The following is a 20,162-nucleotide window of genomic DNA, read 5'->3' as shown; positions in this document are numbered from 1 at the left end:
AGCATGGCCGTCCGGGCTCGACAAGGCACATCTTTGAGCAAGCCTGTTCCCGAAATCGGCAGCCGCGGGACACGAGATCCGCACGCGACCGTCCGGGTCCCGCCTCAGGCCGTCGCGCGCCGCAGAGCCTCCTCGACCCGCTTCCGCTCGCCGGCGTCGAGCGGCGGCTGCGGCGGCCGCAGGCGCGGATCCGGGATCGCCCCGAGGTGGTGCAGTGCGTGCTTGATCCGCGCGGTGGCCCGGCCGCCCGGCGCGTCGCGGTAGATCGCGACCGCGAGCGGGTACAGAGCCTCGTGGCATTGTCGGGCTGCGCCCCAGTCGCCCGCGTCGGCGGCGTTCCACAGGGCGACGACGAGGTCCGGGACGACGGCCGCCAGGGAGACCTGGCTGCCGGTGCTGCCGATGATGTAGCTCGTCAGAAGGTGCTCGTCCCCCGAACCCAGGACCTTGAAGTCGGCGCGCAAGGACGTGAGGAGGCGCAGGTTCGCCTCGTACTGCGCCACCTCCCAGCTTCCCTCCTTGATCGCCACCACCTGCTCGAGGCCGGCGAGGCGGCGCAGCGTCGCCGCGTCGTACGCCATGGCGCCGGCCCCCACCGGCGCGCCGTAGAGCATCAACGGCAGGCCCGTGGCGTCCGCGACGGTGCGGTGGTGCAGCACCACGCATTCCGGGTCGTGGCCGAGCGCCCAGCTGTTCGGCGGGAAGACGAGCAGCCCGTCGGCCCCGGCCGCCTCGAAGGCCGCGGCCTCCCGCGTCCCGACCTGCGCCGCCAGGATCTCGGCGGCGACGTCGCCGCACAGGCGCCCCTGGCACGGGCCCATGCCGCAGCGGGTGAATTGCTTCATCTGGTTGACGTCGCGGGCGCCGGCCTGGCAGGCCGCGTCGATCTCGGCCCGGGTCACGTCCTCGCAGAGGCAGACCACCGTCTCGGGGGGAACCGCGCGCACCTGCGCCGGCCGCAACCGCATCGTCGCGGCCATCCGGTCGGAGAAGGGTTTTCCGCGGGCCATCGCCCGCCGCAGGCGCGCGCTCCCGCGCGAAGGCGTCGGGGGCGAGGCGCCCGGCATCCATCGCGGCGGCGAGGCCGGCGAGCTCGCCGGCGAGCGCGGCCATCGCCGCGCCGCGCAGGCCCGCGCCGTCGCCGACGGCGTAGAGGCCGGGGACGCCGCCCGGCGAAACGGCCGTGCCCCCGAGACAGGCTGGCTGAATTCCGACCCGCGGCCTGCCGCGCCGGGCCTCAGCGCGGCGCCTTCGCGGCGACCCGGCGCGAGCGGCGCTCGACGCGGCGCGTCGCGGTCTCGCGCAGATGCGCCTCGATGGCGGCGTTGGCTTGGCCGCGCATCGCCCGGATCGCCTCGACGTCGTCGAAGGTCTCGGGGAAGCGGCGCGACAGCCACAGATAGGCGCTGGCGAGCTTGACCGTGCGCTCCTGGTAGTCGAGCTCCCCGTGGAGATTCGCCCGCAGGGCCGGCACCCCGGCGCCCGCGGCGCGGGCCTGGGTCCAGCGCTCCAGCACCGCCATCGCGACGTCGTCGCGCCGGTCGACCGGGCAGACGGAGAAGACGAACTTCTCCCGGATCGGCAGCCGCGCCCGGTCGACCAGCCGGGCGACCTCCAGGATCTCCTCCAGGGCCGAGGGCTGGAATGGCGAGCCGTCGTAGAAGGTGGCGCGGGCGAAATGCGCCAGGACCTCGCGCAGGCTGTCCGTCTGCATCTCCTCGGCGACCGAAGTGATCGCCTGAAGGTCGGGCCGGACGAAGAAGCGGGTGTCGGCGGCCGGCGCCGTCGGCGCGCCGGACAAGGCGGTCCGCAACGGCGCGACGCCGTCCTCCTCGCAGGCCGCGACATAGCCGACCTCCTGGTGGCCGAAGCGGCCGGCCCGGCCGGCAATCTGCCGGATCTCGGAATTGGTCAGCGCCCGCTCGCCGGTGCCGTCGTACTTGCGCACCGCCGAGAACACCACGCGCTTGAGCGGCCCGAGATTCAGGCCCATGCCGATCGCGTCGGTGGTGACGAGCACGTCGGCCTCGCCGGTGCGGAAGCGCGCGGCCTCGGCCCGGCGCACCTCCGGCGAGAGCGCGCCGTAGATCGTCGCGACGCGGTGGCCGGCCGCCACCAGGATCTCGCGGTTCTCGTGCACGGCCCGGCGCGAGAAGGCGACGACCGCGTCGCCCGGCTCGACATGTTCGAGCGGCACCGGCTGCTCCGCTAAGACAAGCGGCGTCTTGCGCTCGAAGGGGACGACCTCGAGCGACTCGCCCGCCGCCTCGGCCGCCCGGCGAACGTAGGCGAGGGCGTCGTCCGAGCCGCAGACGATCACGGTCTTGGCCGGCACGCCGAACAGCGCGTTGGTCCAGGCCCAGCCGCGGTCGGGATCGGCGAGCATCTGGATCTCGTCGATCACCGCGACCTCGACCGGGCGCATGAGGTCCGCCGTCTCGATGGTGCGCGCGGTGTGGGTCGGGCCCGCCTCGCCGAGCACCTCCTCGCCGGTGACCATGCCGGCGCGCAGGCCCCGCTCCAGGAGCGCCTCGTAGTTCTCCAGCGCCAGGAGGCGCAGGGGGGCGAGGTAGGTTCCGGTCGCCGCCTCGGTCAGGACCTTCAGGGCGGCGTAGGTCTTGCCCGAATTGGTCGGGCCCATGTGGAACACGATGCGCCGGCCGAGCCGTCGCGCCGCCGCGAATTTTTCGATGTAGGCGCCGAACCCGACCCGGTCGCGAAGGCGCCGGAGCCGGGAATCCTGGTGCGCCACGACGCGAGCGCGCTTGCGCACCGGCGTGAGGGTCTGGAACAGCGAGCGGGCGAGCTCGTCGGTCAGCGGGAAGGGGCGGGAGCGGAGCGAGCGGTCGAGCTGGGCGAGATAGGCCGAGGCGTCGGCCCCGACCTCGCGCAGGTCGAGGCGGACCTGCTCGCGCAGGCGCTCGACCGGCCGGCGCAGCTCGTCGGCCGCTTGGCCTGCGACCTGCGCCACCGCGGCGCGCAGGTCGTCGAGCCGCCAGCGCGGGTCGTTGCGGTGCGCCATGCCCCGGAGGATGCCGGCGGTCTCGGCGTCCGGCGGCGCGTCGACCCGCACGGCGAGGCGGTCGTCGTCGAGGAGCGGGATCGTGGCGCGCACGCTCCAGGTGACGGCGCCTCCGCCCGAGACGGCCGCCCGGAGCGCCGGCACCGTCCGCTTCAGCGCCTCGATCCCGGTCTCGGCGAAGGCGCGCTCGGCCTTCATCGCGCGCAACGCGCGCGCGACCCGGGCCTCGTCGGCCTCGCCGTTGAACTCGGGCAAGCCGAGCCGGCCCTGCAGGGCCTCGAGGTCGACCGAGCGCGGCGGCAGGCCGAGTTGCGCCACGATCTCGCTCAGGATCTCGGTCGTGGGTCGGACGCGCCTGCGTGCCACGGTTCTCGCTCCTTCCGGTCCCGCCCGAAGGGCAGGGGCCACCGCCGCGCCGACGGCATTCTCCCCGATATCTTAGCGGGTGCGCCCGGGACGAACAGGGCGGGACCGCGCCGCAGGCGGGGCGCTGCACCGCGATTCGTCAGCGGGAGAGGCGGGCCACGATGTTCGAGCCTGCGACGCGACGGTACACGAGGGGCATGGAGCCGGGGCCCGCGTAGACCTCCCGCTCGTGCCATCCCGGCACGACACCGATCTCCCCGACGACATCATACTCACCCCTTTCCCGGACGACTGGAGCGTCAGCGGAAGGAGATCCGGGATCCAGCAGAGACTTGCCGCGAAGCGGCTCCGAATGCTGCACCGTGGCAGCCACACGGACGCTTCGCGACTTTTCGCGCTGGATCCCGGATCTCCTTCCGCTGACGCTCTAGTCGTCCGGGAAAGGGAACTGTGGCAAATGACTGGTCCGCCGCTCACCCCGGACCGCCGGGCTCGACCGCCGCGTCGAGCAGCGCCGTCGCCCGGTCGCGGTCGAGATCGCCGGACCGGGCGATCAGCACCAGGCGGGCCGCGACGCCGTCGCGAGCCGGCACGGCGGTCGGCACGACCGTCGCACGGGTGCCGACGAGCTGGAACAGCATCGGCCGGTCGGGCTGGTGGGCGAAGCTCACGAAGCCCTTCGCGCGCACGAGGTGCGGCGCGAGCCGGCCGATGGCGGCCTGGAACCGCGCGAGGGCGAGCGGATGGCGCGCCGTCCAGCTCAACGTGTCGAAGCACTCCGCCGCCACGAGGCGGGCGGTCCCGCGGGCCTCCGCCGAGGCGCTTTCCCGACGGGAGGGGCGATCCTCGCCGGAGAACAGGAGGTTCGCCGCCGGGACCGTGCCCGCCGCGAAGGTGAGGCGGGCCGGCTTGTGGCGGGCGAGGCCGGCGCGGACGCCCGCGAGGTCGGTCTCCTCCACGAGGTCGGTCTTCGCGACGACGCAGAGGTCGGCCGCCGCGACCTGTGCGCGCCACAGGGAATCGTCGAGGAGGCTTGGCCGGTCGGCGAGGTGGCGGGCATCGACCACGGTGACGACGGTGTCGAGCGGGGTCGCGGCGAAGACCGCCGGGTCGAGGAGCGCGCGCACGATCTCGGCCGGGTCCGCCGCGCCGCTGGTCTCGATCACGATCGCGTCCGGCGCCGGGTTCCGCCGCAGCAGGGTCGCCAGCGAGCGCATCAGGTCGCCCTGCAGGCTGCAGCAGATGCAGCCGTTGCGCAGGCTGACGACGCCGTCGGTGGCGAGGCCGAGCAGGTCGGCGTCGACGTCGATCGCGCCGAAATCGTTGACGAGGGCGGCGATGCGCCGGCCGCCGGGCTCGCGCAGGAGGCCGTTGACCAGGGTGGTCTTGCCGGCCCCGAGGAAGCCCGCGACCAGGACGACCGGGACGCTCACGCGGCGACCGGCCGCCGGACCGGCCGGCCCGGCCGCGCCGCGCGGACCAGCTGCCCGTCGGCGATCACCGTCTCGCCGCCGACGAGCAGGTGGCGCACGCCCTCGGACGGGCGGTTGGGGTGGCGGAAATCGGCCCGGTCGGTGAGCGCGTCGAGATCGAAGCAGACGATGTCGGCGTCGCAGCCGGCCCGCAGCCGGCCCTTGGCCCGCATCATCGGCGTGCTCGCCTCCAGGATCTGGGCCGGGATCAGCGCGCACTTGGCCAGCCCCTCGCTCAGCGGCAGCGTGCCCCGCTCGCGCACCCATTCGCGAAGGAAGCGGGTGAAGGTGCCGCTGGAGCGCGGATGCGAGACCGCGTCGTCCGGCAGCGGCCAGGCCTCGCCCTCGTAGGTCGCGCCGTCGGGCATCAGCCACGGCACGGCGTCGGAGGCGATGGCGCCGCCGGGAAACAGCACCGAGACGTCGAGGAGCGCCCGGTGGCGCTCGTCGCCCGCGACGTCGAGGAAGTGCCACAGCACCAGCGCGCCCGGATCCTCGGCTTGCGCGGCCAGCACCTCGGCGCGGCCGGTGAAGCGGCGGCCCGAGGCCAGGGTCTCGACGGAGTCGTAGCCGCTGCCGGTGCGCTCGGGGAAGGCCGGGTCGGCGAAGAACACCGCGCCGATCACCGTCGAGCCGGTGCCGTAGGGATAGGCCTCGACCGTGACCTTGAGCCCCTGCCGTTGCGCGGTGCGCACGAGTTCAGCCGAGCGCTCGACGTCCTGCAGGCTCGTCGAGTTGAAGTGGCAGATATGCATGTGGGCGCCGGTCGAGCCGGCAAGCCCGATCAGCCGGGTATAGGCCTCGACCGAGCTCAGGGGATCGATGTTCGCCATGTAGGCGACGTGGGTGAAGGTCGGCGTGCCGGCGGCGGCCGCCAGGCTGCACAGCTCCGAGAGCTCCTTCACCCCGGTGCCCGGCGCGTAGGCGTTGGGAAAGCCGATGCCGATGGCGCCCTGGTCGAGGCCGGCCCGGACGCGCGCGACGATGTCGGCGGTCTCGGCCGGGCTCGCGACCGCGTCGGCCCAGCGCCGGTCCTGCATGGCGCGGCCCATGCCGGCGATGCTCGATTCGGTCTGCTGCGCCGTCATCGCGGCGATGCGGGCGAAGACCCAGCCGGTCGAGGCGCCGTAATTCAGCACGCGGCCGGCATGGGCCTGCTCGTCGTACCAGCGCGCCACCGGCCACACCCCGAGCTCGAGTTCGAGCGCGGTCGTCACGCCGTCGAAGGCCTGCATCCGGTCGGCCGGCACGCACTGGCCGTGGGCGTGGAGATCGATGAAGCCGGGCGCCACCACGAGCCCGTCGACCGCGAGCGTCCGGCGCGCCGGGCCGAGGTCGCGCCCGATCCCGGCGATCCGGCCGCCTTCGACCGCGACGTCGGCGATCCCGTCGAACCCGCTCTCCGGATCGACCACCCGGCCGCCGCTCAGGACAAGGTCATGCATGCGCTCAACGCCCCGCGACGGCGATCCCCCGAGGATCCGACGCGGAGTGTGTATCGCCGCCCGCGTCTGTCGTCACCCGCGGGCCCCCGCGCCGCTCCTCGGTTGGGCGGGGCTGTCCGGGGAAAAGAAGTGGGGCGTCTCCCCTCTCCCGAACGGGCTACGTCTTAATCCCGGGCCTGCGCGGAGAGGCCGGTAAGCTGAGCGACCGTAGCCGAGACCCTTGGGGTCGACGTGATCGTCCCTGCGACGGGGCAAAAAATCGGACTTGGCGCTGTGTTCATCCTTCATATGATGGTTTTTCGCGCCGACATTGTTTGCCAGAAGAAGTGACGTCGGGGGATCGCTCCGAAGTCTCTTCTGAAGCGTGTCGGCGGTCCGCCGCCGAGACGAGACGTCAACGAACCTGATCTGCGATGAGGGCCGGCGATCGAGGATACTCCTTGGCGCGTGCCATGAGCGCTCGTTCGGCTCGAGAGGATATCACTGCGAGCAATTTTCTATCTTACCCGAAACCTCATCCTGAGGGTGAGCGAAACGAGCCTCTGGAGACCACTGCTTTATGTCGGAGTCCGCATTTCAGCTTGGCGGCCTCCAATCGGTGCTTCGGCATGATGAGATTGTAGATTTGATAAATTTATCAAATCATCAGGTAATCATGCACGAGTTTTATTAATTATATATATTTTATAAATATCTTATGATGACTATTTTCTTTCTTATATCACAATTGTTAGATCGTATTTTTCTCAATAATGACCAATAATAATCGGATAATCGATCGTCAGCAAAATTTTCAGCATCTGTTAGAGCACAGATAGCACAGATCTCCGAAATTGCAACTTGTGGAAATTGAAAATATCGTCAATGATCTCCTCGGATGGTCCGAGAGCCGCCGGGAGGAACTCGATGTTTTCTCCATGTTCCCAGGATTCTGCGAGAGTTCGGCGGCATCGCTCGGTCGCAGGGGCGGGCGGGCTTTCATCCGTCTTGACGCGGTGCAGCGCCGTGATCGCGCTCCTGCTCGGCGGCCTCGCCGGTTCGGCGGCCGAGGAGGCCCCGCCGCCGGCGGCCCAGGGCACGCCACGGCGGATCGTCCACGCCGAGGTCGTCGCCCTCGACCAGCTGATCGTCTACAACCGCTTCGGATCGTTCAATCCCTACGGGATGGTGTTCGCGCTGCGCCGTGACGTCTCGGCCCTCGGCGTCGGCGCGGCGACCGATGCCGACCAGTGCCGGACGCGGGACGGCACCGAGGCCGGCGAGGGGTCGCTGACCCCGGGGGCGGTCCGTCTGAAGGATTGCAAGCGCGCGCGGCCGCTGACGCTGCGGGCGAATGTCGGCGACATCCTCGAGATCAAGCTGACCAACCTGCTCCGGCCGCCACCGCAGCAACCCGACATCTCGCGATCCTGGTGCGGCGAGCGCCAGGGCGACGACGGGACCCGGCCGACGCGCCGGGACGAGCGCACGGCCTTCGAGCAGCAATGCCGCGAGGCGGAGCGGATCGAGCACCAGGGCGAGGCCGGGGAGCGCGCCGCCGCCGCCGAGGAGCGCCGCGGCGACTGGCCGGCGACCCGCGGCCTGTCGCTCGCGATTCCCGGCCTCGAACCGCTCCCGATCGGCGGCAAGGTGGCCGACGAGTGCCTGGGCCTCGCCGCCGTGAAGCCGGGCGACTCCTTCGTCTGCCGGTTCCGCCTCGAACGCGAAGGCACCCACCTGTTCTCGAGCCTCGCGGCGCCGGCGGGCGGCGAGGGCGATGCCGGCTCGGCCACCCACGGCCTGTTCGGCGCGCTGATCGTCGAGTCGCCGGGGGCGACCGCCCTGCGCAGCCAGGTGCCGCAGGCGGGTTTCGACGCCGTCTGGCCGGCGAAGGCCGCGGGAGCCGTCCGGCACGCCCGCTCCGGCCTGCCGGACTACGCCGCCGCCTCCCGGGAGCCCCGCGCGCGCGACGCGCGGCCCGGCGCCCATCCCTGCGGCGACGCGCCGGTCCCGGTGCTCGGCATGATCCGGGCCTGCCCGGGCAGCGAGACCGTCGAGGGCGTGGCCTATGCAAGGGCCGAGCTCGTGCACGGCGACCTCAACGCCGTCATCGTGCCGGATCCCGGTCGCGCCCTGCCGCCGATCGACCAGGCCCTGAGCGGCGAGGACCGGCGCACCGCGATCCGCCTCGACCAGGAGGCCCGCGCGCCGTTCCGCGAGTTCACGGTCGTCTTCCACGACGAGCTGAAGACCTACTACGCCGATCCGCAGCGCGAGCTGTCGCAGTTCGGGCAGCTCTCCGCCGCCCGCGACGGCTTCGCCATCAATTACGGCGCCTCGGGCGCGGGCGCGATGGTGCTCGCCAACCGCAAGGGCATCGGCCCCGCCGCCAACTGCCCGGAATGCCTCTACGAGGAGTTCTTCCTCGAGAGCTGGGCCAACGGCGATCCGGCCCTGCTCGAGAATTACCCGGACGATCCCTCGAACGTCCATCACAGCTACCTGAACGACAAGGTCGTCTTCCGGAATTTCCACATCGGCAAGGAGACCCACGTCTTCCACCTGCACACCCACCAGTGGTTCGCGGGCAACGACGAGAATCGCGGCGCCTATCTCGACAGCCAGACGATCGGGCCGCAGCAGGGCTTCACCTACCGCATCTACCACGGCGGCCATGACCGCCATCACAGCGACCTCGCGCCGGCCGGCGCCCGGGGCTGGTGGGAGGCGGCCAAGGGCTCCGGCAACCGCAACCGGACGGTCGGCGACGCCATCTTCCACTGCCACCTCTACCCGCATTTCGCGCAAGGGATGTGGGCTTTGTGGCGCGTCCACGACGTCATGGAGGACGGCAGCCGCGTGCTGCCCGACGGGCAGAAGCAGCCCGGCCTGTCGGTCGGCCGCAACCCGGCGCCGCGCGAGCGCCGGGAGGGTTCGGTCGCGCTGCAGAGCGGCGCCTGGCGCGGCACCGGCAAGGACCAGGGCACGCCGATTCCCGGCGTGGTGCCGATCCCGGGCGAGGCGGCGCCGCTCCTGCCGGCCTACACGGCACCCGGAACGGAGGTCGCCGCCGCCGACGGGCTGCCCGGCTATCCCTTCTTCGTCGCCGGCGAGCCGGGCCACCGTGCGCCGCAACCGCCCCTCGATATGGCGCGGGATCTGGCCCGGGGTGGTGGCGGCCTCCTCGACGGCGGCCTGCCGCGCCACGTCGTCACCGGCGGCCTGTCCCTGCCGGCGGTGCTGACCGCCGACGAGCGGCAGGCGGCCCGCTCCGATCCCGCGACGCTCGCCACGCTCGCCCCGACCCTGGTGCCGCGAATGCTGGCCCTCGGCGACGCGACCTCGGATTACGAGCGCCTCGACCTCAAGGTCCTGCCCCATGCCGGGACCCGGCTCGAGCAGAACGCGATGGGCTTCCACCACGACGGGCGGCGGCCGGGCGGCGGCACGCTCCCCTTGCACAACGCGGTCGGTGATCCGGTCGGGCCGCAGGCCCTCGGCAGCTACCCGTCCGTGCGCCTGCCGCCGCTCGGCGGGGCCACGCGGCTCGACCCGGCCGGCTTCGCGGTGAACGGGGCGCCCCCGGTTCCCGGCGCGCCCTACGCCGATCCGTGCGGGGCCGCCTCGACCCTGGCGGGCACCCCGTTCCGGCGCTTCGTCGGGCACCGGCCCGGCTCGCCCGAGCGCGACCTGTTCGAGGGCGCGGTCCTGACGGAGAAGCCCGATCCGGCTTTGGCCGGCGACGACGCGCTCCGGGCGCTGCGCGGCACCCTCGACTTCGTGCCCGATCCCGGCCTCTTGGGCTTCCGCCGCTACGCCGTCTCGGCGGTCCAGTTCGACATGACGGTCAACCGCGCCGGCTGGCACGATCCCCAGGCCCGCATCGCCGTCCTGACCGGCGAGGCCGATGCCTGGAAGGAGGCGCGCAGCGCCCGGGCCGAGCCGTTCTTCTTCCGCGGCTTCTCCGGCGAGTGCATCGAGCTGCGCCACACCAACGAGCTGCCCAAGGACCTCGAGCTCGACGACTTCCAGCTCCGGGTGCCGACCGACACGATCGGCCAGCACATCCACCTGGTGAAGTTCGACGTCACCTCCGCCGACGGCTCCGGCAACGGCTTCAACTACGAGGACGGCACCTTCGCGCCCGACGAGATCCTGGCCCGGATCTGCGCCGGCCGCAAACCCGGCGGCAGCGTCACCGGCGAGGGCCCCGGCCAGGCCGTGGCCGCCCGCGGGCCGGAATGCGAGGCGCTGGCCGCCGCCAAGGCCGCGTTCGAGGATGCGGTGGCGCGGGACGATCGCGACGCGATGGCCGAGGCGCGCAAGCGGCTGCGCGAGGCGCAGCTCTGGTGGCGCAAGGGGCCGGAGAACCGCCGGACCTACTTCCAGACCACGGTGCAGCGCTGGTTCGCCGACCCGATCCTGTCCAATACCGGCGACGGCAAGGCAGCCGACCGGACGCTGCGGACCGTTTTCACCCACGACCATTTCGGGCCGAGCAACATCCAGCAGCACGGCTACTACGCGGCCCTCCTGATCGAGCCCAACACCCACGGCGTCGAGCGCCAGGCCGGTCCCGATCAGGCCCGCGCCGACATGCCCGGGCGGGTCGTGCCGCCGCTCTGGCCGGAACCCGGCGAGCCGGTGACGCCGCGACTCGCCCAGGGCGACCGGGGTCTCGTCGGCGCCCGCGCGGTCGTCGAGGCGATCACCGACCGGGCCGGGCCGGGCAAGACCGATCCGATCCATCCCAATACCCGTGAATTCGCCCTCGCGATCGCGGATTTCGCGCTGCTCTACGACGGCGCCAAGCAGCCGGCGCAGGACTTCGCGGCCGACACCGACCCCGCGCAGCCCACCCCGAAGGGCATGGCCCGGCTCGTCGCCGAAGCCCGGTGCCAGGTGAAGGACGTCACCGAGGCCGCGCGGCAGGACGCCGATGTCGAGCCGGGCGAGAGCATCCCGGCCCGGCGCGCCGGATTGTGTGTCAACGGCGCCGGCCAGGTGCCCGTCGACGCGCCGGCGAGCGCCGCGGAGGCCGCCTCGCCGAAGCCGGCCCATGCGGGACAGGTGAGCGCGCTCGCCGAGCATGCGGGCGCCTGGCGCGAGGCCCATGGCCGCCCGGTCGCGCCGCCGCCGCGCCCGGAGGCGTTCAGCCAGAAGCACCACGACCCCTACCTGGTGAATTACCGCAACGAGCCGGTCCCGCTCCGGGTCGGCGCGCAGGACCGCGACGGGACGCAGGGCTTCGCCTTCGCGGGTAACCCGTGCGCGCTCCCCGGCGGCGCCGGCCCGGCGGGGGCCGACGAGGCGGACCGCCCGAACCGGCAGAACCACCGCGACATCCGCTATCAGCGCAAGGACGAGAAGGGCGACCTCGCCAACGCCTTCCGGAGCGCCTGGGAGCACGAGGGCGCGACGGCGGGGCACGGCGATCCGTGCACGCCGGTCATCGAGGCCTATGCCCGCGAGCGCCTGCTGCTCCGCATGGTCCAGGGCGCCCAGGAGGTGCAGCACACCTTCCACATCGAGGGCATCGCCTTCCGGCGCAACGTCGACCAGGCCTACCCGACGGCGCGGGCCCATCTCGGCCGCCTCGCCGGCGCGCCCCGGCCGCGCAACGAGCGCTGCCACGACGACCGCGACGCCCGCGACGGGCGCCCGCGCGATCTCGCCGGCCTCATCGACCGGACCGGGCCGGCCGCCGGTTTCTGGGCGACCTACGAGCGCCTGATCGGCGGCTGCGACAACCTCCTCGGCATGACCTCGGCCCAGGAGATCGGGCTCTCGGAGCACATCGAGATCGGCGGGCGCCTCAGCGCGACCGCCCCGGGCTACGCCGACCTGCCGGGCGGGGGATTTGCCGCCACCGCCTCCTACGCCGGCAGCTCCGGGCGGCTGCGCGCACCGCGACGGAACTTGCCGAGCGCCGCGGCGGGCCCGGCCTATGCCAGCGACCTGCTGCGCAACCAGTCGGCGACCGGCCCTGGCCTGACCCTCGACACGTTCCGCAAGCAGCTCGTCGTCCAGGACGACCGCGACCTGCGCCAAGCCCTCGACTACATGTACAATTTCGGCTCCGCCGACGCGATCTGGAACGGCGCCTGGGGCCTCATCCGCATCTACGACCGCCCGGGCGCCTTCGACCTCGCGACCTGCCTGCGCGACCCGGAGGCGCGGGACTGCCTGACCGGAACGCAACCGACCGCCCGCGCGCGGTTCCGGCCCGTCCTGACCGACAGGGTCGCGGCCAGCCCGTCCGCGGGCCGGGGCGCGGCGGCGGCGGGGCAGGAAGCGAATCTGGCCGCGCGCCAACCCGCCGAGCCCGAGGAGGGGGAGGCCCCGCCCCGGGCGGCGACCGCGCAGCCCCTCGTCTGCCCGGCCGGTGCGCAATCCGTCGAGACGATCATGGTGGCCGTCCGCGCCGGCGAGATCCTCGACATCCCGGACCGCATCCCGACGCCCGGGCTGCCCTACGACGTTCGGGCCGGGCTCTACGATCCGGACGGGCTGATGATCGTTTCGCTCCCGCTCGACGACCTGCGCGGGAGCGTGCCGCCCGATCCCTCGACCGGGCGCCCCCGCGAGGTCCGCACCTTCTACGACGTGCTCCAGGCGCGGGCGCTGCCGCGGCGCGACGACATCCTCGCCCTCATCAAGCGGCGCTATGCCGGGATCGAGCGGCCGGAGCCCTACGTCCTGCGCGTCAATGCCGGCGATTGCGTCAGCGTGGCGATGATCAACGCGCTGCGGCCGGGCGGTGACCACGCCGGGGGCGGGGTGCGCAACATCCCGGGCGACGCGCCGCTGCCGCGGATCGTGCCGCTCAACACCGACCCGCTCCAGCTCGGGGGCGACGGCGGGAAGCTCTGGTCCTCGACGCGGGTCACCTTCACCCTGCCGGCCAGCCTGACCTCGCCGCGCAACGGCGTGCCGTTCCCGTTCGGGATCAACCAGGTGCCGCCGCTCCTGACCGAGGCGGAGGCGCGGGCGCTCGATCCCGCCGATCCCGCGGAATGCGGCCTCGGCGAGGGACGCTGCCTGCCGGACCGGTCCTGGACGACCCTGACCTTCTACGCCGGCGCGCTGAACGTGAACGCCCGGGCCCTGCGCCTGCTGTTTCCCTGGCAGCTTCCCGCCGACAGTCGGCTCTCGACGGTCGAGATCGAGAACCGTCCCGGCTCCGGCTGCGGGCCGGGCCGGGTCGAGTTCGCCTTCCTGACGGTCCTGCTCTGCGCCGCCAACGGCGACACGCCGCTCGACTTCTCGGCGACGGCCGGAGGCGCCGCCGCCGACAACGCCGACGAGGTCGCGCGCCAGCTCGCCCGCTACCTCGGCGACCGCCAAGACAGCTACCTGTCGGCGGTACCCTACGCGGCCGGCGCGCTGCCGATCCGCGTGGCGGGCGACCTGATCGGCCATGCTGCGCACGGGCTGTCGGGGATGCTGATCGTGGAGCCCAAGGGCGCCGCCTATCCGGGCCGCCCGACCAAGGGCGAACCGCTCCACGTCGTCTCGCTGCCCCAGGCCCGAGGCGGCGAAGCGGTCCGCCTCGGCCCGGTCCGGCTCTGCCCGGCCGACGCGGCGGATCCCGACGGCGCGACCTGCCCGGTCCGCATCCCGGCGGCGACGATCCGCGAGCACGCCCTCGTCGTGCAGGACGGCCTGAACCTGTGGAGCCGCCGCTGGGCGGGCGAGAACGCCGCGCCCGAGCGGGTCGAGTACGAGGGCTATCGCGGGCATCCGCTGCCGAACTGCCCCGTCTGCGACGATTCCTACGATCTCGGCGAGAAGGGCGTGAGCTACCGGACGGCGCCGTTCGGGCGGCGCCTCGGCGGCGCGCTCGGGCTGCGGACCTATCCGGACGACCGCACGAACCTCAACGCGGCGGTGTTCCCCGGCACGTTCTTCTCGCCGGCCTTCGCCCCGGTCGCGACCCCGACGCTCGACGCGCGGGCCGGGGAGGAGATGATGATCCGCCTCGCCCATCCGGCCGGCCGCGCCCGCCACCGCGCCTTCGTGACCCTCGGCGGCGCCTATGACGACCTGCTGCCGGGCTTCGGCTCCGGGCATTCCGGCCACCTCGCGCCGGGCAAGGCCTCCACGGCCTCGTTCTGTGCCCCGCGGCAGCCGGGGACCTACCTCTACCGCGACGGGCCGCAGGCGATCTTCGCCGCCGGCGCCTGGGGGCACGTCGCGGTGGCGCCCGCAACCCCGGACGCGCCGGCGTGCCGGCCATGAGAGGTTCGTCGGCGCGGATGACGGGGGGACGGCTCCTCTCCGCCATCCTGGCCTGCGCCGCTGCCGGGCCAGGCCGGGCGGAAGGACCCGCCCCGGAGCCGGCCCTCGCCTTCGGCAGCGCCGGGCTCGCGGTGTCGGCGGAGATCACCGACCTCGACGGGGCGCCCCTCGTCGAGGCGCCGGCCGAGGTCCCGTTCCGGATCCGCCTCGCCTTCCGCGACCCGGGCGGCGAGGCGCGCGGCGTCACGAACCCGGTCGCCTGGCTGCGGCCCCTCGGCGCGACCGCCTCGAGCTGCCAGGACAGCGCCCGGGCCGTCCGGGTGACCGGGCGCCTCTCCGGCGATGACGTGCCCCTGGCGGGCCTCTCGCTCGTCACGCTCGACGCCGGGAACCGCGTGGCGATCGTCGATCCGCATCGTCCGGCCGCGTCGCGGATCGTGGCCGGGATCGTCCCGATGGGCGGCCCACCGGGGGGCTTCGCTGTCCATCCGGGGCGCGGCGAGCTGATCTATGGCCGGCCCGACCGGGGCGAGGTGGTGACGGTGCCGCTGCCCTGGGGCCGTCCGTCCGTCCTTGCCGCGGGCCTCGCCGGGCCGCATGCGCTCCTGCCGGCGCCGGCGGGGCGGGTCTGGGTGGCCGAGGACCACCACGCCCGGCTCCTCGACCGCACCGGCGCGACCGTGCGCCACCTCCCCCTGCCGGGGCCGGTCGCCCTGCACGAGGCCGGCCCCGGGCGGGTGCTCGCGGCGGGACGGGACGGATCCGGGCTGCTGCTGGACCGCGGGACGGGCGAGGCGGTGGCGCGGTTTCCGCCCGGCCGGATCGGGCCGGTCGCGGCGGCGACGCCCGACGCCGTGCTCACGATCCGGGAGGACCGGCTCGTCCGCTACTACGCCGATTCGCCCGACCGGCCCGACGACCTCGCCGTTCCGGGCATACCGCTGGCGATCCGCACCGACGAGGCGGGCCGCTGGGCGGCGGTGCTGTCGCGCGATGCGGCGGGTTCGCTCGGCTTGAGCCTCGTCGATCTGGTCCTCGGGCGGCGCGTCCACGGTTTTGAGACGCCCGAACCCTTCGACGAGGCCGTGCTTCTCGGCGCCGCCCTCTTCCTCACCTGGCCGACCCGGCCTGTCGTCACGGTCGTCGACCTCGCGGCGCTGCGAAACGGGGACGCGGCGATCCGCGAGGTGCGCCTCGGCGGCCCCTTAAACCCGGTGCCGCGCCGCGGCCCGATGATGGCGCCGCTCACGCCGCTCGCGGCCGTGGCGGTGATGCGGCCGGGCGGCCGCACGCTGCACACCGTGCTCGCGGGGGGCGGCCTGTCCTCGGCCCCCGCCCAGGTGATCGATCTCAAGGGTGATCCGCCGGTCGCGCTCGCCGCCTATCCGCGCTCGCTCGTCTCGAGCGGGGAGGGGCGCTTCGAGGCCACGGCCCGGCTGCCGCGCGGCGGCCGCTGGGAGCTCGTCACGACGACGGGAATCGGCGGGACGACGGCCTGCCTGCCGATCCCGGTCCAGGCCGCGCCCGAACCACCGCCGCCGCCGCGGCTCGACGCCGAGATCGGCGCGCGCACGGCCGGATCGGTGACCCTCACGATCCGGTTGCATGGCGGCCCGCCGCGGCGACCCGGCGGCGGGCTCCGGGTCCGGCTGACCGCCCTGGACGGCAGCGACGTGCGCGACCTCGCCGCCGATCCCCACGGCGGGAATTTTCTGACCGCCCCGTTCCCGGCCGCACCCGGACTCTATGCGGTCAGCCTCGCGGATGGGTCGCCGCTGCGGCCCGACCCCGCGATCGTCGACCTGCGGCCGGACGCTCGGGAGGTGCCGCGATGAATCGATCGTCGAGAACGGGCCTCGCCCGGGCGGCCATCCTTGCTCTGGCCGGTCTCACTGCCCTCTCGACGCCGTCGCGGTCGGCGCCGATCGAGGGCCGGGCCCGCGCGGCCGATCCGGTGGTGATCGATGCGGAGCTGCTCGGAACCGACGGACGCGCGGTCCGCTTCCGGCGCGACGTGCTCGGCCGGGGCGTCACCCTCGTGTCGTTCACCTTCATCGGCTGCCGGGTCCAGTGCCCGATCTCCGACCAGCGGGTCACCGAGGTCGAGGACGCGCTCGCCGCGCGGGGCCGCGGCGACATCCGCCTCGTCACCCTGACCATCGATCCCAACAACCAGCCCGAGGACCTGCGGCGGCACGCCGACGCCTTCGCACCCGGGCCCGCGCGCCGCTTCCTCACGGGATCCTTCGGCGAGCTGATCCCCCTGCTCGACGGGCTCGGGCTATCCTTCGGCTCGATGACCGACCACGATTTCTTCTTCCTGCTGTTCGACCGCGAGGGCCGCTTCGTCGGCCGGATCGAGGGGCTCGAGGCGACGGCGGAGCGGCTGGCCGCGGCGCTCGTCGCGATCCCGGGCCGGTGAGGCGCGCGGCCCTCGCCGGCCTCCTCGCGGCCCTGATCCTCGGGCCGGGCGTCGCGGCCGGGCAGACCGACGCGGAAGCGACGTTCCGCGACGGGATGCGGGCGCCGGCCTCGGTCCCGGGTGGGCGGCCGATCGTCCTGCCCGGCTGCCGCGACTGCCACGGCCGGGATGGGGCCGGGGGCCGGGAGGGCGGCACCACCGCGCCGCCGATCACCCGCTCCGCTCTAATCCGCGCCACGCTCGCGCGGCCGGCCTACGATGGGGCGGCCTTCGCCGCCGCCCTGCGCGACGGCATCGGAGCGGGCGGGCGCCGTCTCCAGGGGCTGATGCCGCGCTACCCCGCCGGCCCCGAGGCCGCGACGGCTCTGTGGGACCACCTCGGGCGGCTCGAGGCGAGCGAGCGAAGCGGCGTCGAGCCCGATCGCCTCCGGCTCGGCGTCGACGCCGCGGCCGGTCCGGGGCTGCTCGCGGCGTTGCGGGCGGGGCTGGCGGAGGGGACCGGCGATCTGCGCCTCCACGGGCGACGCGTCGAGATCGTGCCCGTCCGGGCCGGCGAGGTCGAGACGGGGCGCCTGCTCGCCCTCGTCTTCGCGACCGACCTCTCGTTGCGCCGCCGTGACGGAGGAATGCCGCTGCTCTTCCCGCTCGCCCCGCTCGGCGAGGAGGTGCGGCCCGACGAGGCCCGGAGCGCGATGCCCTCGCGCCGCGACCAGGCCGACCTCCTCCTCGCCGCCGCGGCGCCCGGGGTGCCGGTTCTCGCCGACGGGGACGGGCGTGCCCTGCTGCCCGGATCGCTGCGGCGCCCCCTCCTCGACATCGACCGCCTCGCGACGGCGCTCCCCGACGAGATGATCGTTCTCATCGCGCGGGACCGCTGGCCCGGCCTCCTCGGGATGCTCCGGCGCGGCATGCGCGTCCACGCGATCGGGCCGGAGATCGGCGACAGGATGCCCGCCCTCGCGCGGGGAGGCGTCCGGCTCGTCGTCACGGATCCGAGCGCGGGACCCGGCCTCGACGCCGCACAGGCTCCGGCCGAGCGGCTGGGCCGGGCCGCCGCCTCGCTCCTGCGCGCCGCGCTCGCCGCCGCCGGGCGCGACCTTACCCGCGGCGCGCTCCTGCGCGCCTTCGACACGCTCCGCCTCGACGGGCCGGACTGGCCGGGCCTCGACTACGCCCGCCATCCCCGGACCGGCCGGAGAAGCGCCGTCCTCGTCACCCTGGAGTGAGGCCGGAGACGACCCAAGAAGGGTTGCAAGCACGGTACACGACATTGGCCTGGAGTGAAGATACAGAGCCGACGAGCTTCGTCAGTCAGCGATACGGTTTCCACTTCCTCCCCTCTTCCGGACTACTGCAACGAAGTGGCAGGAGATTAGGGAAAGAGGAAACGGAATATCTCCGTGGCGGATCTTGGCGTCTGGTCATTCTGGAGCTATCAAATATTATAATATATTAGGATATCGTGGACTATGATTTAAGGGTGATGGATATTTTTAATTTATTGTTTTGCGCCATTTTTGTCGCTGAAGCGGTGGCCGCTTCGGGGCATGACCTTTGGCCACATGGTGAGCGCCGGCGTTCGGTCCAAAGCGCCGTCGCCGATGATGGCGACGCGGCCCATCAGGTGAGCGACCCGACGAAATCGAGAAGGTCGCGGGTGAAGTCGGGCGTGCGGGTGACCGGGAAGAAGTGGCCGCCATCCTCGTACGTCACGACCCGCCGGCCGGGCGGGAGCGCGGCGGCAAGTTCCTCCTGCAGGAACGCCGGCACGATGAGGTCGTCCCGCGCACCCAGCACCAGGACCGGGCACCGGACCGCCGCGACGGAGGCCGCGCCGTCGAAGCCGAGCAGGGCGTCGATGCGCTCCCGCACGACCCGGCGCGCCTCCTCCGAGGTCGGGGCGTGCGCGGTCGCGGCCTCGAAGGCGGCCCAGTGGGCGTCGAGCCACGCGGGTGCGTAGCCCATCATGGTGCCCGTGGCCGCGTAGGCGACCGGATCGAGGTCGAGGAGGCGGCGGCGCGTGCCGAACAGGGCCGTCATGTAGCGGGAGGGCTTCAGCCACGTCGCGCTGAGCACGAGGCCGCGCAGGCGGTCGGGGGCGAGGCGGGCCAGCGCCTGCCCGATCGCGCCGCCGGTCGAATGACCGACGAGGACGGTCGTCGCGATGCCCCGGGCGTCCATGACGGCGAGGCAGTCGCGCGCGAGCCGGTCGATGTCGCAGGGCGCGGTCCCGCGGCGGCTCGCCCCGATGCCGCGCTGGTCGAAGCGGGTGACGCGGTGGGCACGGGCGAGCGCCGGCACCGCAGCGGCCCAGAACCCGGCCGTTCCGCCGAGGCCGGAGACCAGCAGGAGGTCCGGCCCCTGCCCGTCCTCGAAGACGGCGAGCCGGGCGCCGTCGGGGGTGTCGACCGGTGTCGGGCCTGATGTCATCGAGCGCCTCTCGCTACCAGGCGGAGTCCAGGACGTACGTCATGGCCAAGGTCCTGTACATGCAGGCCTTGATCGTGATGTCGACGGCGCGCTACGACGCCCTGCCGCCCGAGCACCGGACGATCCTGAAGGAGGCGTCGGCCCAGGCGGCCGCGAACGCACAACACCGGAAGGATCACGAGGCGAGCCCGCAGACCATGCGCAAGAGCCGGCTCCCGATCTTCGACCCGGATCAGGCGCGCTTCCGTGCGACGGCTGCGGTCGTCCACGAGGCCTTGCGCAAGGATGTCCCGATGGCGCCCATGGTTCGCCAAGATCAAGACGGCCGTCGGTCTGCAGGCCGCCTTATCGCAAGGAAGGACGATCCGTCGATGAACGTACTCGACCACGCGCGCCAGGACGTGGAGGCCTGGCGGGAGGGCGTCGACACCCGCATGCGGGTGTCCGCGCTCACGAACGCCCATCAGCTCTGCATCTTCGAACAGTTCTGTGCGCCGGGCCTCGGTGCTCCGATCCACATCCACGCCGTCGAGGAAGTGCTGGAGGTGATGGAGGGGGAGGCCGAGATCACCCTCGGCGACGAGAGCCGCGTGGTCACGGCGGACCAGTCCGTCGTGATCCCGGCCGGCATGCGCCACGGCTTCAGGAATATCGGCACCGGCATCCTCAAGGTTCGGGCGACGCTGGCGGCGGCGATCTTCGAGGCGAGCTACGATGCCCGCAGCGAGCTGTCCCGACGCTACACTCCCCCGTAATCCGGAAAATCGGCGGAGGACCGGCGTCGC

General features: G+C 73.2%; 10 protein-coding genes. 5 read left to right on the top strand and 5 right to left on the bottom strand.

Features of this window, described 5'->3' with window-relative positions:
- Positions 1–104 precede the first annotated feature (104 nt).
- The 4 genes from BM430_RS03705 to BM430_RS03690 all read right to left on the bottom strand — a co-directional run bounded on the left by BM430_RS03705 (position 105) and on the right by BM430_RS03690 (position 6,305).
- Positions 105–1,010, bottom strand: a complete 906-nt coding sequence (locus BM430_RS03705) for a dihydrodipicolinate synthase family protein (RefSeq protein WP_093565559.1) — start codon at positions 1,008–1,010, stop codon at positions 105–107.
- Between the two features lie 227 nt (positions 1,011–1,237).
- Positions 1,238–3,388 carry a helicase-related protein gene (locus BM430_RS03700; protein ID WP_093565557.1) on the bottom strand — a complete coding sequence of 717 codons (2,151 nt, stop codon included), beginning with the start codon at positions 3,386–3,388 and terminating at the stop codon, positions 1,238–1,240.
- 473 nt (positions 3,389–3,861) lie between these two features.
- The gene (locus BM430_RS03695; RefSeq protein WP_093565556.1) at positions 3,862–4,821 is read right to left on the bottom strand and encodes a CobW family GTP-binding protein; all 960 of its coding nucleotides are present in this window, start codon (positions 4,819–4,821) and stop codon (positions 3,862–3,864) included.
- Complete coding sequence (locus BM430_RS03690; protein ID WP_093565554.1) at positions 4,818–6,305, bottom strand: amidohydrolase family protein; 1,488 nt, start codon at positions 6,303–6,305, stop codon at positions 4,818–4,820. The genes BM430_RS03695 and BM430_RS03690 overlap by 4 nt, the downstream gene beginning before the upstream one ends.
- A 1,005-nt stretch (positions 6,306–7,310) precedes the next feature.
- Between BM430_RS03690 and BM430_RS03685 the strand changes: the two genes are divergently transcribed.
- Genes BM430_RS03685 through BM430_RS03670 form a run of 4 tightly spaced genes read left to right on the top strand, consistent with a single transcriptional unit; the run spans position 7,311 to position 18,173 of the window.
- Positions 7,311–14,525, top strand: a complete 7,215-nt coding sequence (locus BM430_RS03685; RefSeq protein ID WP_093565552.1) for a cupredoxin domain-containing protein — start codon at positions 7,311–7,313, stop codon at positions 14,523–14,525.
- Positions 14,522–16,360 carry a hypothetical protein gene (locus BM430_RS03680; protein ID WP_143131951.1) on the top strand — a complete coding sequence of 613 codons (1,839 nt, stop codon included), beginning with the start codon at positions 14,522–14,524 and terminating at the stop codon, positions 16,358–16,360. Before BM430_RS03685 ends, BM430_RS03680 begins: the two co-directional genes overlap by 4 nt.
- Positions 16,357–16,947: an SCO family protein gene (locus tag BM430_RS03675; protein WP_093565548.1), complete on the top strand. Its 591-nt coding sequence runs from the start codon at positions 16,357–16,359 to the stop codon at positions 16,945–16,947. The genes BM430_RS03680 and BM430_RS03675 overlap by 4 nt, the downstream gene beginning before the upstream one ends.
- Positions 16,944–18,173, top strand: coding sequence for a hypothetical protein (locus BM430_RS03670; protein WP_093565546.1), 1,230 nt, complete (start codon positions 16,944–16,946; stop codon positions 18,171–18,173). Before BM430_RS03675 ends, BM430_RS03670 begins: the two co-directional genes overlap by 4 nt.
- Positions 18,174–18,567: 394 nt before the next feature.
- Here the strand turns inward: BM430_RS03670 and BM430_RS03665 are convergent, their stop codons facing one another.
- Positions 18,568–19,377 (bottom strand): alpha/beta fold hydrolase, encoded by an 810-nt coding sequence (locus BM430_RS03665; protein WP_093565544.1) that lies wholly within the window; start codon positions 19,375–19,377, stop codon positions 18,568–18,570.
- Between the two features lie 41 nt (positions 19,378–19,418).
- Between BM430_RS03665 and BM430_RS33780 the strand changes: the two genes are divergently transcribed.
- Positions 19,419–20,132 (top strand): cupin domain-containing protein, encoded by a 714-nt coding sequence (locus tag BM430_RS33780; RefSeq protein WP_177302921.1) that lies wholly within the window; start codon positions 19,419–19,421, stop codon positions 20,130–20,132.
- The last annotated feature ends 30 nt before the right edge of the window (positions 20,133–20,162 follow it).

It is taken from the genome of Methylobacterium sp. 174MFSha1.1, assembly GCF_900116815.1.
Classification (GTDB): Bacteria; Pseudomonadota; Alphaproteobacteria; order Rhizobiales; family Beijerinckiaceae; genus Methylobacterium.
The sequence above is the reverse complement of the archived record's forward strand: the minus strand, read 5'-3'. Positions and strand labels throughout refer to the sequence as shown.